Raw genomic sequence first — 15614 nt, 5'->3', positions numbered from 1 at the left:
CGGCGCGATGTTCGATCACCTGCTTGGCGACCAGCTTTTAGCGAAACTCCACCCGGCCCAGTTTGTTTGTGCGTGAGTAAGGCAGCCAGACGGCGGGCCTATCGGGTGTGTCGTCAATATCGATGAAGCGCGCCTCGCTACCCAGCGTGGCCAGAGGGAACTCCGTGAATTGCTCCGTGAATGGATTGAAGCGCAGGATGCGGTCCGAGTTCATCAGCGAGACCCAGACCATGTGGTTCTTGTCCACCACCACGGCATAAGGATGCGAGTATCGCGAAGGCACCGCATACTCAGTCACCTTCTTGGTGTGAATGTCGATCTTCGCGAGTTGCCCGGTCCAATACTCGGCCACCCACACGGCGCCGCCTCGACGATCGGCGCCCATGCGGCGCGGGCCTTTCTGCGTCAGCGGTGCGGCGTTGGTGATCGCGCCGGTGCGCTCACCGATCTCACGATCCTTGGCGCTGACCTCCCCCGTCCATGCGGGCAGCACCACTTCTCCGACTTCACCCGTGCGACTGTTCACATAGCCCACGCGATCCGTGCTGATTTGCGCGAACCAGATGTTGTCCTCCGCGTCCACAGCGATGCCGTAAGGGCCGCCGCCCTTGCTGAATGACTTGTACTCGGTGTACTCGCCGGTCTCAGGATTCAACTTGAACACGCCGTTTGACTGCGTGGACCACAGCATTCCTTTGGAATCAACCGTAATGGTCGGGCCAATGCCACGCGTGAGCAAAGCGGGCTTCGGATAATTCTTGAACTTCTCGGTCCTGGGATCGAAACTCATCATGGTACCGTCGGTGCCGTTGGTGACCCAGATGATACCCTTCTGATCCGTTACCGATCCGTGCGTGCGTACCGCGTAACCTTCCTTATCGGCCAACATGTATCCGGTAACCTTCCCGGTCTTCGGATCAAGCTTGCCAATGGTCCGGTTCGGCGTGCTGTTGTCGGTGAAGAACACGTTGCCGTCCTTGTCCATCGCGGAGTCATGCGCGGCCTCGCCTTCATACTTCGAGGGGATGCCGCCGGACCAGTCGCTTCCGTCATGGACGCTGTGCGGCATGTCGCCGCGTGGCAAATCAAACTCCGTCACCACCACCTGCGTCGCCTCGCCCTTCAGGCGCGGCTGCGGCTTCCACTTCATCACGTCTGCCTGCGATCCGCGCACCTTGGCCAGATATCCGGCGATATCCTCTTTGTACGACTGAATGAGTTTGTAGTTGGCCGCCTCGGGGCGCATCTCGCGCTCCAGCATGTAATTGATCATCATGGCCCAACCGTTCGCGTCGAAGCGTTTGGACAGGATGAATCCTGCGATGTGGCAGGAGCTGCAATTGTTGTGCACGAGTTGCTGCATTCTGCGGTCCGCAGGCGTGGAGTCAGGCAGGCTGTCGGTCCACTCGGTGGCAGAAAGCTGGTGATGAAAGTCCTTCAATGGCTTCAACTTGAAATCCTGCTGCGTGTTTTTGCCGGCGGCGACGGCAGCTTGCGCGCGGGAAGTGTCGAAGCCCACGGCTTGCGCCCACACGCTATACTGCCCGTCGGCCAACGTGGGGAAAGAGTACTCACCGGCCTGGTTGGTGAACACGGAAGTAGTGAAGGTCTTGTTCTGCTCGCGCGCGGAGACAGCCACGCCTTCCATGGGCTTGCCGTCATCGCCCTTCACCACACCGGCCAGCGGCGTCTGGGCGCGCGCCGGCGACTGCGCCTGCACGGCGTGCGACGCCGCCAGCACAGCCAACCCCGCGAGGGCCAACAATGGAATAGCTTTGAGCGCATCACGATAACGTAGCATCACGAGTTCCCTCCACAGGCCTAGAGAGTTTTCAGATAAGCGATGATCTGGTCCATTTCCTTCGGCTGGAATGCGTACTGGAACCCCGGCATCTTGGCGGTTCCCTTGAGGATGAATCCGCGCACCACAGCTTCAGGCCGCGGCTTGGAGCCCTGCATCAGCCCCTTCAAAAGCGGGCCGACCGTGGTTCCCTCTGCGGTGCTCTTGTTGTTTTCTTTGGTCGGCAGATGGCAGTAGGAACAGTTCTGCAGGAACAAGCCGCGACCGGCCTGCTGCTGCTCGTTGAGCACGGGTTGCTGACTAACGGCTGACGATGAGCCGGACTGCGCCGCAAGTCTTGCCATGAAACAACTGCTCACAAAAACTATCGCCAGCAGCGACCTCGACAGGGAACAAACCTTCATGTCAGCCAACTCCCCTAAAGAAAAACTGCGGAATCTTAAAACGTCAGCTTCATCCCGATCTGAATCTGCCGCGAGGTGGTTACCGTGTCGGTGATTCTTCCGGCGCTCGCGCTGATGGCTCCAGTATTGGTCAGCGGGACGTTCTGCGGCAGGCCGAAGTTGGCGCGATTGAGGATGTTGAAGAGCTCGGTGCGCACCTGGAAGTCGGCGGACTCGGACAGCGTGAAGCGCTTCACCAGCGACAGATCAATGGTCTGCCGGCCCGGTCCCACCAGCGTGTTGCGCCCCAAATTGCCGTAGGTGCCGGCGGTGGGAAGGGTGAAGGCGCTGGGATCATACCAGCGATCCGCGGTGGGATTTTCGAACACCGAATTCTGGCTGGACCCGGCCTTCAGGTCAGGCCGGTCGGCGCGACCGCCGCCGAGGTTGAGGGCGCGGTCAAAACCCAGCCGCGCGCTGAACGGCTGGCCGTCGGTGAAGGTGGCGATGCCGCTGAACTCCCAGCCGCCCAGCACGGTGGAAGCAATCTTGTTGTCGAAGGCCACGGGCAGCGGATAGCCCACGTTGATCACCAGATTATTGGTCGCGTCGAACGAGGCGCGGGCCTTGTCGCGTGCCGGGTCTTCCGGGTCGAGCGAGGCCTGCGCTTCGCGGGAGTTGTCGGCAGTGGCCACGGTCGAGGCGCTGTCGAGCGCCTTCGAGTAGGTGTAGGAAATCTGGAACTGGAGGTTGCGGCTGCTGGCGCGTTTGAACTTCACTTGCATACCGTCGTAGTGCGCGTTGGTGTCGGTGAGCAGCGGACGAATCTCATCGAAGAACGGATTCATGCGCGGCGCGCCGGCGGTGAAAGTTTTCTGGCCGTTCACGAGCTGATACGCCCGCGTGTTCAGCTCGGCGTAACGCGGCACGTTGGTGCCCTTCGATCCGACATAGCCCACTTCGAGCACCATGTCCTCGAAGATCTGCTGCTGCAGCGTGAGCGTGTAGTGATTTTTCGACGGAGTCTTCAGAAACGGCGCCACGCCGTTAATCGCCACCAGGCCGGAACCGGCCAACTGCGTGTAGGCGTCCGGGAAGCGCAGCGGCTGAGCCACCGTGGGCGCCACGGCCAGGCGCTCATAAAACGGCGGATACTTGGTGACGGCCACGGCATAATAGACCGGAAGGATCTGATCGTGGAAGATGCCGAACCCGCCGCGCAGCACGGTCTTGCCGCTTCCGTTCGCCTGCCAGGCAAAGCCGACGCGGGGCTCGAAATTCTTGCTGGTGATCTCCATGAAAACGTCATCCTGCGTGAAAGCCCGGTCGGAGACATTCATCAAGCGCGACGCCAGGTTGTTCGACTCGGAGGGGTCCGAGACGGCTTCCCAGCGAAATCCCAGATTCAGCGTCAGGCGCGAATTCATGCGGAAGTCATCCTGGGCAAACAGGGCGAACAATTTCTGGCGGAATCCGCGATATGCGCTCTGGCCCGGACGCACCGCGCCAAAGTTATTGGGCGTGGCAGTGAGCACGGTTTCAAAACTGTCGAAGCGATAGATGCCGCGCAAGGAAGTGTTCTGCGCGGTGTTGTCGCGCATCCCTTTGAGGTTGCCGCCGAATTTCCAGGAGTGCCGTCCGCGGATAAAGGTAACGTCATCGGCGGCTTCAAAGACACTGTAATAAGCGAAGCGCGGAGCGGTGTCGCTGGTGCCCGCATTGGCGATAATCAACGCCGCGCCGGCCGCGCGCCCGCCGATGCCGATCACTCCAATGGGCTGGCCGGGAATGAACGACAGGCCGTCGGGAATCGCCGAGGTGGGCAGATTATCGGTCAATGAAATGGAGCGGTTGATGCCGAAGCGGGCCGAGTTCAGCAGATTCGAGCTGAGCACGCTGCTCAGTTGCAGAGTTACATATTGCCGACGGGCATCGGAGGTGTCTTCGGAAGTGGCCACGTTGGTGAGCGCACGGCGCGAATCGTCATCGAAGGTGTAGCGGCCGAACAGACTATGCTTTGAAGTGAGCTGGTGGTCCACGCGCACCATGAAGTAATCCTGATTGGTCGGCCGGGAAGGCGAGGTGATGAACTCGGCGGTGCCATCGCCGAAATCGCGCCCGTTCGGATCGGGCCACAAGACCAGGAAGGGCCGAATGGCGGGACTGACGGCAACCACTCGGCCGCCCGCCAGGGTTCCATTCTTGGCCGTTACCGACGGCACGGTGGCAATCTGCGTGGTGGCCAGCCGTTCGCGCATGCCTTCATAAGCGCCAAAATAAAATGTCCGGTCGCGTTTGATCGGTCCGCCTACCGTGCCGCCGAACTGGTTGCGCTTGAAGGCCGGGACCGGCGTGGGATTGGGGGCGTTGCGCACGTCGAAGAAGTTGCGCGCGTCCATGGCGCTGTTGCGGATGAAGTGAAACAGATTGCCGTGATAGTCATTGGCTCCCGATTTCGTAACCGCGGAGATCACCGCGCCGGTGGCCCGGCCGGTCTCGGCGCTGAACAGGCTGGTAACAATTTTGAATTCGCGGATGGCGTCAACGCCCAGGTTGGTGCCCGCCGCGCCGCCCGGCGTGCCGTTGCCGGAGTCGTTGATGTCCATGCCGTCGAGCAGATAACTATTATTGTAGGAGCGGCTCCCGGCCACGCTGAAGCGCGTGCCGGTGCCATAGAGGAAGCCGCCGCTGGTGGCGCCGCCGCCATATGATGTTACGCCCGCTTCGAGCAGCGCGAGCTGGTCGTAGCTGCGACCATTGAGGGGCAACTCGCGGATGGTGCGCTCATCCACCAGTCCGCCAACGGAGGATGTGGTGGACTCGACCAGCGGAGCTTCGCCGCTTACCTCCACCGTCTGCGATACCGCGCCCACTGACAGCGCCAGATTCACCACGGCCTCGCGGCCCACGGTGAGCACAATGCCGCTGCGTATCTCAGTCTGGAATCCTTCCACTGAGACCGTTACCTTGTATCTGCCCAGCGCGAGCAGCGGAGCCAGGTAGTGCCCCTGCGCGTCCGACTGCGCCGTGCGGGCTATGCCGGTATCTTCGTTCAGGATGGTTAGCGTGGCTCCGGGGAGCACTCCACCTGAACTATCCGTTACTACGCCGGAGATCGTTCCGGTCGTCGCTTGGCTCATCGCCAACTGCGCACATACGAGCAGCGCGCACAATAAAATGGAAAGTATCTTGCCCATGAAACCCTCTTTTCGGCAGCCGCCCTGCTGCGCTTAAGGTGACTTGAACTGACCAATCGCCCCGCGAATACAATTTTGTTACAGACTATGTATCAGATATGTATGGTGGAGGTCAAGAATTACGGAGGCCTCTCGGCAGGGTCAGGACAGCTTGGAGTTCCCTGCCTGCACGAAATTTTCGGTGGTATGATCTAAGCGATGCGCAGCGCGGTTACTCAAAGTGAGCTCTGCGGCAAGCGCCGCAATGTCCCCGGCGGGAAACTACAAGCGGAGAACGACATGAAACTTAACTCAATCTGCAAGCTCTTGTCCGCCATAGCTATTTTGCTTTCGGTGGCATGCGGGATATTCCCCACCCGCGTCGCCGCTCAGGACCAGCCAGTGGTGATCGAGGGAGCAACATTGATTGACGGCACGGGCCGTGCACCGCTCAGGGATTCCGTCATTGTGATCGAGGGGGGGCGCATCAAGGCGGCAGGAAGCAAAGGCCAGGTGGCGATACCGCCGCGCGCCAAGGTAGTGCGCGCGGAAAACAAGTTCGTCCTGCCAGGCTTGATCGACGCGCACATACATTTTCTGGATTTTATGCCGCAGATTTTTCTCCGCTTCGGAGTGACCACGGTATTCGATACGGCCAATCCCACGGAATGGATCCTCGCCCAGCGCGAGGCGCTGAAGTCTGGCAAGCTGAAGGGGCCGCGGATGTTTGTTACCGGCCTCATCATTGACGGCCCGGTTGAGCCCGGCGGCGAGGTGGACAATGCCGAACTGGCCGGCTACAAGGTCCGCGTGCGCAGTTCCGAGGAGGCCCGTGTCATCACCCGAAAGGTGATTCGGCAGGGAGTGGACGCAGTGAAAGTTCACGAAGCGCTGACGCCGGAGCTGCTCGAGGCGGTGGTGGCCGAAGCGCACAGAGCGGGCCTCGAAGTGGTGGGCCACACCGGCGATGTGCGCGAGTCCACCCGCGTCGGCATGAAGTTCGTCGAGCACACCGAGGCCATCACCGAGGCCACCGTGCCCCACGGCACGCGCCGGTCCGCTGTCCCCGAGGCGGACATGGACGTCACGGCGTTTGACCCACTGGTGGACTTGTTGGTCAAAAATGGAGTGTTTTTCAATCCCACGCTGACCCGCACGTCCGTCAATCTGATGCCCAAGAAATCTGAGTGGACCAATGATTCCCTGCAATATCTGGAAGACAAAAACTGGAAGTTTATTCCCGATCGTCGGCTTAATTTCTGGCTGCGCGTAGCCAAGGAGCCTTCCGGTTCTCCCAGCGCGGACCTGATGGCGCGGCGCAAGGAAGGTCTGGCGAAACTGCATGAGTTTGTCAAACGATTCGCCGTCGCGGGCGGCCGGCTGATCACCGGCCCGGACACCGGATCAAGCTCTGGGCCTACCAACCTTCCCGGCGTCTCCATGCATGTGGAGATGGAAGCGCTGGTGGACGCTGGCGTAACGCCGATGCAGGCCATTATGGCGTCCACCAAATGGCCTGCGGAGTTGCTGCGCAAAGACAAGGACCTGGGCACCCTGGAGCCGGGCAAGCTGGCTGACTTGATTATTCTGGATGCCGATCCGCTCACCGATATCCGCAACACGCGCAGGATATCCACGGTGATTCTCGACGGGAATGTTGTGGATACCACGCTTGATTCCAACTTCCGCAATCCCATGCCGCGCGCGGTGGCGGTGGACTCCGTGTTGGAATACATGGGGCCAAGGCTGTCTGAGATTACTCCGCCCATCGCAATCCAAGGACAGGGCTCAGTCAAGATCGAAGTATGGGGAGAGCGCTTTAAACCGAACTCCATCGTACGTTTCGATACTTCGGATTTGGCCACGAGATTTCTTGGCGACAAGAAGCTGGAGGCCGTCATTAGCCCGAAGTTGCTCAGCGAAGTTGGCACTTATGCGATTACCGTGGTGAACCCGGGATCCGGGGGCGGCACTAGTAACGTTCGGTACTTCGTTGTGAACTTTCGGGATTGAGACCGTCTGCCTGCCAAAAATTACATCTGGAATTGGAGTTCGCCATTTCGAGCTTGGATAAATGTCGGGATCGCACCGTCCATTGTCGCCTCGGGAAACAGAATCCACAAAAAATTGATTTTGGGAATGCATTTTCCTGGATGGAGACAGACTACCGCCATCGCATTGTAGCTAAATTGTAGCTGCGGCTTTCCACAAGTTTCCGACCCGCTCCGCAGGATTCATCGCCTTCCATGCAGCGCCTTGTTTTTCGGGTAGTTAAAAACAGTGCAGGTCACAACGGTAGTGGCTCAGTTTGAGATTTCCTAACCGTGAAATAACGTTGTTATCCTGCATGTCTGGCTGAATGTCTGCGAAATTTTAAAGTGATCCACTACCCACCCAACTAGTCAGTTGACAAATTCCGAGCCATCTGCTAAAAGCAATGGCAGAAATGATAAGTTCGTTCCCCTTTAGCAGGAGGACACCGTGAAAGTCAGCCAACCTTACCCGTTCAGCCGAGAACTGCTCCGGCGTTACGTCAAACATAAATTCACCAGGATTCTATTGAGCTGGCTGTAGCCCAGGCCGCTGTCCTGATTTCAGCCTGCTGATTGGCGAAGTCGCCAGACCGCGTGGCAGTTTCAGCTTTCATTGCGTATCGAGTTTTGAAATGCGAGTTCTGATCACATGGATTGGCTAGGAGGGAAGCATGAACAAGGGAAAATATGGCCGAAGAGGATTCCTGAAAAGCGGAGCCGCTCTGGTTGGTGGCTTGGCCGCGGGAGGGATACCGACAGCGAGCGGTCAGGAGGCGGGTTCCAGACTGATCCATGATGCGGGGATCCGCCCGCTGGGCGAGGTCTCCCGTTTCGAGAGCAAGACTGTTCGCAGGGGATTCGGAGGGTCCATTTCCAATGCTTTAACGCCGCATCAGGACCTGCATGGCATCATCACGCCTTCCGAACTCCATTTTATTGTGAACCATGAAAACGGCGCTACGCCGGATATCGACCCCCGCCAGCATCGCCTGCTGATCCATGGCATGGTGGACCGTCCCGTGGAACTGACCATGGATGATATCAAGCTGCTGCCATCGGTGAGCCGCATCTGCTTCGTCGAGTGCAACGGCAACAGTGGATCGCAGTTTGACAAAGATGCGGTAACCGTCCAGGACATTCACGGGCGGAGCAGTTGCGCCGAGTGGACCGGAGTGCCCTTGTCGCTGTTGCTGAAGGAAGTCGGAGTGAAAGCAGGCGCCGAGTGGTTGATTGGCGTCGCGGACGACCCGGGCCGGCATGGACACAGCTTTCCAATGAGTAAGGCCATGGATGACGCGATCGTTGCCTATGCCCAGAATGGACAGGCCATGCGCATTGAAAATGGCTACCCCTTGCGCCTCATCCTGCCCGGCTGGAGCGGCAGGATCAACGTGAAATGGCTGAACCGCATCAAGGTGGTGGACGAGCCTTACATGAATCGCCAGGAGAGTTTCGCGTATATGGAGCAGGCCCCGCTGGGCATGGGTGCCTATTCCTTCGCGGGCGCCAAAGCCTTCGGCTTCCATCATGAGTCGTTCACCAAATCCGTGATTACCTATCCTTCCGGCGGTCAACGGCTGGCCAAACCGGGCATGTATCAGATCTCCGGCTTGGCTTGGTCCGGCGGCGGCGCCATCCGCAAAGTGGAGGTTTCCGCCGATGATGGCAGAAGTTGGAAGGAAGCCGAGTTGCAGGCTCCCGTGCTTTCGCGCGCCTTCACCCGGTTCACCCTTGGATGGAAATGGGACGGCGGGGAGGCCATCCTAAAGTCCCGCAGCACCGATGAGCGCGGCAACGTGCAGCCCACGCCCGAGCAGGTGGGCGGAACTCCCAACCCTACCTCGCCGGAACAAGTGGCTATCTGGGGCGCGGATACGTCCGCGACTTGCCGCAATTTGTTGGGCGACGAGCTCTGCTCTCGCCTGCCGGTAAGGGCGCAGCGATCTATTATTCAGAGCTGGCGGGTGAACCGGGACGGAAATGTTACGAATCCGATGCCCGCTATGGCGGACAAACTGGCCGCGTTTCTGGTCAACGATACCCACGAGCACTAGGCATTTAGTCGAACGCCGTGCCCCCTCCCTAGCGGTCGGGGCTCTGATACAGCAGCAGGAGAGGAGAATGTTGCCATGCGTTGGCTAGGATTGTTGGTGATCACATTAATGGCTGCAAGCGAGGGCCTCGCGCAGTTGCCGACCTTCAATCTCGGCAGGACTCCCAGCGCGGACGAGATTCGCGCCCAGGACATCACCGTGGGTCCTTCCGGGAAAGAACTTCCGCCGGGGCGCGGCACGGCGAAGGAGGGCGCGGCGATCTTTGAGAAGCGCTGCGCCCATTGCCACGGCGTCAATGGAGCAGCAGAGGGCCAGTTTCCCGCCCTGTCGGGACCCAAAGCTCGCGTCGTGAACTACCCGTTTGCCACAACCATCTGGGATTTCATCAACAGCGCCATGCCCCGCAAAGTGCCTGACATCGGCACCCGAGATGGATCGCTCACCGCCGCCGAAGTGTACTCGCTCACCGCCTTCGTGCTCTATCGCAACAACATCGTCAAGGAAATGGACGTCCTGGACGCCAGCAGCCTCCCCAAAATCAAAATGCCAAAACGCGATCCCCACCTCGACAAAGTGGCGCCGCGCTAATTGCACCGAAACGGAGAATCTGTAACTCAGCGACGATTGAGACAGATTGAGCCTTTAACCATGTTGCACATGAATGTCCACTACCAGGAGGTCTTCCGATGAAACAGCGACTTGCAGGGTCCTTGGTAACCATTTTGATTACCGGGATATTGGCAGCCTATGGGCAGGGGGTTACGGGCAGTATTCGGGGAACGGTCACCGATACCAGCGGCGCGGTCGTGCCGGGGACAACAATTATATTGTTTAACGAGGACACCGGGACATCCCGGACTGTGCAGAGCGACTCGGCGGGCCGCTATGCGGCGCCATCGCTCAGCCTTGGCCAATACCGCCTTACGGCCACCGTGGAAGGGTTTCAATCCATCATCCGGCGAGGAGTGGAGTTGACTGTGGGCCGAGAGGCCGTCATCAATTTCGAACTTCCAGTGGGCTCCGTGACGGAAAGCGTGGAGGTCGTCGGAGAGGCTCCCCTGGTGGAGACGACGGGATCGACGGTGTCCTCGCTGGTGGGCGAACAGGAAATGCGGAATTTACCGTTGAACGGACGGAGCTTCGACCAGTTGATCACCTTGGATGCCTCTGCGTCGAACTTCAGTGGCATGTCCAGCCAGGGTGTCGGACATGGATATGGTCAAAAGTTTACGGTCGCCGGCATGCGCTGGGAATCCAACAAGTTCTACCAGGACGGCATGGAAATCAAGGGTGCGTCCAGAAGTGCCGAGACACCAGGATCGGCCTCGGGCTTGATGCTCGGCGTCGACGCGATACGGGAATTTCGCCTTCTCTCGAACAATTACAGCGCGGAGTACGGCAAAAAGGCTGGCGCAGCCGTGGTGACGGTCACCAAGAGCGGGACTAATGAAATTCATGGCAGCGCTTTTGCCTTCCATCGCAACGATAACCTGGATGCGGCGAAGTGGGAAGATACGGCCCGCGGCAAGGGGGTAAAGCCAGAATTCAAGCGCAATAACTTCGGAGCGTCCCTGGGGGGACCGATCAAGCGGGACAAGATGTTCATCTTCACTAACTATGAAGGGGTTCGGGAGCGCAGAGCTGTTACGCTGTCCGGAATCGTGCCGGATGAAAACTCCCGTAGAGGCTGCCTGCCCCGCGGCACTCCGGCGCAACAGGGCAATTGCCCGGCTGGATTACGCAGCGTCGCGGTGGCCCGGTCGATCGCACCATATCTAGCCATTTGGCCGCTCCCTACAGGCCAAAATTTCGGCGACGGGACGGCCGTCTTCGCCAGCACCGGGTCAACGGCGACCGGCGAGGATTTCGGCATGGGGAGATTTGATTACAACATCTCGGAGAAGGATTCGCTGTTCCTGAGTTCCACGACTAGCAGCGCATTCAGAACCGATCCTAATCAATTGCCTGTGTTTGCGCTTAAGGCGGATACCCGGAGCTACACGTCGAGCCTGGAGTGGACGCACATCTTTTCGCCACGGTTGTTGCACGTCGCAAATTTGGGATTCAACCGCCCGGAAGCGCTTGCCAATCCCTCCCCCATTGTGGACATTGACCCTGCGCTTTCCTTTATCCCTGGTGCGGGTTTTGGACTCTTTCAGTTCAACACCAGCCTTTCCTCATTTGGAAATTCGGACGGTGCTAACAAAGCCGTTTTCAATACATTCCAATTCACAGAGCGTTTCCTTTATACGGTGGGAAGCCACAGTCTAAAGGCTGGCTGGCAGATTCAGCGGATTCAGAGAAATACTGTTGAACAGCATGATCTCCGAGGCGTGATGATTTTCAGAGACCTGGACGATCTTCTCGCCGGCGTAGCGGATGAGTTTAACGGTCTGCTGACCTCGGAAGTCTCCGGAAGAATGCTCAGCCTAGGCTTGGTGGCGCACCCGGATTTTGCAAAGGGATGGCGCCAAACTTATGGGGCTTTCTATGGTGAGGACTCCTGGAAGGTAACGCCGACTTTCACCGTGGATGCGGGTCTGCGTTTTGAAATCGCTTCGCGCCTGACGGAGGTCGACGGAAAAACTACTCGGTGGTCTGTGGACCGGATCGTGCCGGGTGGCATCATCATGAAAACCACTCCGCAGGTGGGACTGCCGCTCACCGATGACGTTTCCCAGGGTTTGGCTCCGCGGCTGGGACTTGCCTGGGATCCCAAAGGAGACGGCAAGACGGTCATCCGGGTAGGCGGGGGGATGTTTTTTGAACAATTTGACAACGCCTACCGGTTTTTCGTCGCCGCCACTCCCCCCTTCGGGTCACGGGCACAGTTTACTGAGGATTTCCCCTTTCCAAATCCCTACGCGGGTGTGCAGGACGTCGGCAGTCTGACCATCGAAGGACGGGGCGTGGACGGTAACATCAGCAAAGCAACGGTGTTCCACTACAACATAGGGGTGCAACGGGAATTGTTTGCCGGCCTGGCCTTGAAACTAGCCTATACCGGATCGCGGGGTTATCACCTAACCAATCAGAGATCCTCCAATCTCCGGCTGGCGGATATCCTTCCCGATGGGAGGAAATTTTGGCCAGCAGGCAGGTCCTCTGCCAACCCCATCTTGGGCGAAATCAACATGCTTACATCCAATGCCAACTCCTGGTATAACGGGCTACGCGTCGAATTGGAGAAGCGCGTTGGCAGGGCCGCAGGCGCGATGAACGATATCCGCTTCAAGTGGGCGTATACCTATGCTAGATCAATCGATACCCATTCCACTGACCAGAGCAGCCAGGCGCAAAACAGTCAATCGCGGCCCATGGATTGGTTTGACATGGCCAGGGAAAAGTCGCTTTCCAACTTCGATGTGCGCCATAACATGACGTTCAATTTCAGCTACGGACTACCGCGCCTTTTCTCGCGCGGGCCCGGAGCGGTAGCGTTCAATGACTGGTCGCTCAATGGAATACTGGTGACCAATACCGGCTTCCCGGCGGCCATTGATTACGGGGCCGACCGAAATCTGGATGGCATCACCGCCGACCGGCCGGACTTGGCTCCGGGAGCGAACTCTAATCCAGTGTTGGGAGGGCCGGATCGATACTTTGATTCCGCGAGCTTCGTTTCCCAACCCGCGGGTTTCCTCGGCAATTTGGGCCGAAATACTCTGATCTTACCGGGGTTGGTGAGTTTTGATTTCTCACTGTTCAAATCTTTTTCCTTCTCAGAAAAATACAGACTTGAGTTCCGCTCGGAGTTTTTCAACCTGCTCAACCGGCCGAACTTCGGCGTGCCGGCGAAGAGAGTTTTCAACAGCCGGGCCGTGCCGCAGGGTTCGGCGGGATTTATCAGCAACACGGTGACCAGTGCGCGCCAGATTCAGTTTGGCCTGCGATTTGAGTTTTGATTTTCTGAGATGAAAGTACAGATGAGACTGCGAAGGAGATGTAACCATGAAGCCCCAAGGGAACGATCGAAGAAGATTCTTGCAAGGAAGTGCGGCTGTATTGGGCATGGCGGCAGCGGGAGTGAAGCCGGCAGTAACTCAAGGCCCCAAGCAGCAGACGGCCATACTCCCGGCCGACGTGCGACCCCTTGGAGAGCGTTCGCCGTTTGTGAAATCTTACCGCATCGGATCAGCCACGGACGGCCTGACACCGCTGCAAGACATCTACGGCATCATCACGCCTTCGGATCTCCATTTCTATGTCAATCACGAGTACGGCGCGATTCCGGTCATCGACCCGGAGAAATACCGTCTGCTCATTCACGGAATGGTTAATCGCCCGGTGATGCTGACTCTGGATGAGATCAAATTGCTGCCTTCCGTTACGCGAGTTAATTTCATCGAATGCGGAGGCAACGGCAATCTGGACAGGACCAAGGCCGCGAAAACCGTGCAGGAAACGCACGGGCGGAGTAGTTGCACGGAATGGACCGGCGTGCCCTTATCCGTCCTGCTAAAGGAAGTGGGCGTCAAGCAGGAAGGTACTTGGGCCATCGCGGTATCCGAGGATACCGCAAATCACGCGATCAGTATTCCGATGGCCAAGTGCATGGAGGACGTATTGGTCGCTTACGGGCAGAACGGCGAGCCGTTGCGACTCGAGCAGGGTTATCCATTGCGGCTGGTCGTGCCGGGCTGGACCGGGCGAATCCATGTAAAATGGCTCAATCACCTCAAGATCACAAACCAGCCGTACATGACTACCCAGGAAGATTTCCTGCCGGGCGAGGGACTGCCATTTGAAATGACCGATCTGGGACGCCGGCGCAAGTATGAAACATACAGCAAGTCCGTCATTACGTTTCCATCAGGAGGGCACAAGCTCACCCGCAGGGGACCGTATGAGATAAGCGGCCTGGCCTGGTCCGGGGCTGGAAGAATCACAAAAGTGGAAGTATCAACGGATGACGGCAAGACCTGGAAGACTGCGGAACTCCAGGCACCGGTGCTCCCCAGGGCGTTCACAAGGTTCCGGCTGCCTTGGCAATGGGATGGCCGCTCAACCGTGGTGCAGTCCAGAGCGACCGATGAAATTGGCAACGTACAGCCAACCATGGAGGCCATGGAAAAGAATTGGTTTTCGAACCCGGAATGTGTCGACGTGAATGCCAAGGAGTGCAAACGAATTCCCCAACGAGCCAATCGATCTCTGGTTCAAAGGTGGAAGATTGGGGGGGACGGCTTGGTGCAGAATGGGTTCGAGCCGACCAAGGGAATTCTGGAGATCGGTTCACTGATCCGTCTGGACGAACATAACCATTGAGCAGAGTGAGACAGAAAGAAACTGAAGCACGCCCCTGAACAGTTTGACTCATTGACTTACCTGGGATGCGAAATGACCAATAATCGGACGGACTATTCATAGGAGAGTCGTTATGTCTCGTGTAATTTTGTGGGTAGTGTTGACATTATCGAGTAGCCAATTCGTAATCGCTCAGTTGCCCACTTATAACGTCGGTAGAGCTCCGACTGCCCAGGAAATCAAAGATCGAGATACTTACGTTGGGCCATCGGGTGAAGGACTCCCGCTGGGAACAGGCACAGCCAAGGATGGAGCTAAGATTTTTGCGCAGAAGTGCGCCCATTGTCACGGAGCAAATGGGGTTGAGGGTAAGTACCCAAAGCTGAAAATGGAATCGATGCGCCCGTTTGCGACTACGATATGGAGCATGATCAATAGCTCGATGCCGCGCAACGTGCCGGACATAGGCGTACGCGCTGAGAAACTCCCCACCAACGACGTCTATGCTCTAACGGCGTTTGTATTATATCTGAACGGTCTCGTCAAAGAAGACACCGTCGTCGATCAATCGAGCCTTGCGAAAATCAAAACACCAACCCGCAATCCCAGTCTGGATCACATGGTGGAAGCAGCCGGCGAAAAGTGAGAATTGTGCACTTTCCCTTGTAATAGGAGATTCCGGGGAAGGCGGTTTGCGTTACTCATTTGTTCCTGTACGTGCTGTCTGTTCTGGTGGAACTCGATCTGCTCTATGTCTACAGTACAGTGGTTTAGGCAGCCCGAGGTTCAATCCACATGGCTTAGCTGAACCTCTACGCTGGGATATGGTTCTACATCGGATAGATATCCGCGTACCCGCTGCGTACCTCGCTGCGGCGTTTTGGGCGTATTTAGCGTTTTAGGCGTATCGTAAAATGAGT

Annotated in this window: 9 protein-coding genes; 6 read left to right on the top strand and 3 right to left on the bottom strand. The window is 58.0% G+C overall.

Annotation, left to right across the window (positions count from 1 at the left end):
- Positions 1-37 precede the first annotated feature (37 nt).
- The 3 genes from EXQ56_04365 to EXQ56_04355 are packed head-to-tail and all read right to left on the bottom strand — an operon-like array spanning position 38 to position 5381.
- Positions 38-1801 carry a hypothetical protein gene (locus EXQ56_04365; protein MSO19686.1) on the bottom strand — a complete coding sequence of 588 codons (1764 nt, stop codon included), beginning with the start codon at positions 1799-1801 and terminating at the stop codon, positions 38-40.
- A 20-nt stretch (positions 1802-1821) separates the two neighbouring features.
- Positions 1822-2205: a cytochrome c gene (locus tag EXQ56_04360; protein MSO19685.1), complete on the bottom strand. Its 384-nt coding sequence runs from the start codon at positions 2203-2205 to the stop codon at positions 1822-1824.
- A 35-nt stretch (positions 2206-2240) separates the two neighbouring features.
- Positions 2241-5381: a TonB-dependent receptor gene (locus EXQ56_04355; GenBank protein ID MSO19684.1), complete on the bottom strand. Its 3141-nt coding sequence runs from the start codon at positions 5379-5381 to the stop codon at positions 2241-2243.
- 198 nt (positions 5382-5579) lie between these two features.
- On the opposite strand from EXQ56_04355, the gene EXQ56_04350 reads away from it, so the two are divergent.
- From EXQ56_04350 to EXQ56_04325, 6 genes are all read left to right on the top strand, one after another.
- On the top strand, positions 5580-7373 hold the full coding sequence (locus EXQ56_04350) for a hypothetical protein (GenBank protein MSO19683.1): 1794 nt from the start codon (positions 5580-5582) through the stop codon (positions 7371-7373).
- Between the two features lie 691 nt (positions 7374-8064).
- Positions 8065-9447, top strand: coding sequence for a sulfite dehydrogenase (locus EXQ56_04345; protein MSO19682.1), 1383 nt, complete (start codon positions 8065-8067; stop codon positions 9445-9447).
- A gap of 75 nt (positions 9448-9522) precedes the next feature.
- Positions 9523-10035, top strand: coding sequence for a cytochrome c (locus EXQ56_04340; protein MSO19681.1), 513 nt, complete (start codon positions 9523-9525; stop codon positions 10033-10035).
- Positions 10036-10133: 98 nt separating this feature from the next.
- On the top strand, positions 10134-13352 hold the full coding sequence (locus tag EXQ56_04335) for a carboxypeptidase regulatory-like domain-containing protein (protein MSO19680.1): 3219 nt from the start codon (positions 10134-10136) through the stop codon (positions 13350-13352).
- Between the two features lie 46 nt (positions 13353-13398).
- Positions 13399-14715, top strand: a complete 1317-nt coding sequence (locus tag EXQ56_04330; protein ID MSO19679.1) for a twin-arginine translocation signal domain-containing protein — start codon at positions 13399-13401, stop codon at positions 14713-14715.
- Positions 14716-14827: 112 nt separating this feature from the next.
- Positions 14828-15340, top strand: a complete 513-nt coding sequence (locus tag EXQ56_04325; protein ID MSO19678.1) for a cytochrome c — start codon at positions 14828-14830, stop codon at positions 15338-15340.
- Positions 15341-15614 lie beyond the last annotated feature (274 nt).

This window comes from Acidobacteriota bacterium, assembly GCA_009691245.1.
Taxonomy (GTDB): Bacteria; Acidobacteriota; Terriglobia; order 2-12-FULL-54-10; family 2-12-FULL-54-10; genus SHUM01.
This window is presented reverse-complemented; position numbering and strand designations above follow the sequence as displayed.

Coding starts and splice junctions, on each gene's coding strand:
- EXQ56_04365 (MSO19686.1), bottom strand. CDS start 1,801: ATGCTACGTTATCGTGATGCGCTCAAAGCTATTCCATTGTTGGCCCTC.
- EXQ56_04360 (MSO19685.1), bottom strand. CDS start 2,205: ATGAAGGTTTGTTCCCTGTCGAGGTCGCTGCTGGCGATAGTTTTTGTG.
- EXQ56_04355 (MSO19684.1), bottom strand. CDS start 5,381: ATGGGCAAGATACTTTCCATTTTATTGTGCGCGCTGCTCGTATGTGCG.
- EXQ56_04350 (MSO19683.1), top strand. CDS start 5,580: ATGCGCAGCGCGGTTACTCAAAGTGAGCTCTGCGGCAAGCGCCGCAAT.
- EXQ56_04345 (MSO19682.1), top strand. CDS start 8,065: ATGAACAAGGGAAAATATGGCCGAAGAGGATTCCTGAAAAGCGGAGCC.
- EXQ56_04340 (MSO19681.1), top strand. CDS start 9,523: ATGCGTTGGCTAGGATTGTTGGTGATCACATTAATGGCTGCAAGCGAG.
- EXQ56_04335 (MSO19680.1), top strand. CDS start 10,134: ATGAAACAGCGACTTGCAGGGTCCTTGGTAACCATTTTGATTACCGGG.
- EXQ56_04330 (MSO19679.1), top strand. CDS start 13,399: ATGAAGCCCCAAGGGAACGATCGAAGAAGATTCTTGCAAGGAAGTGCG.
- EXQ56_04325 (MSO19678.1), top strand. CDS start 14,828: ATGTCTCGTGTAATTTTGTGGGTAGTGTTGACATTATCGAGTAGCCAA.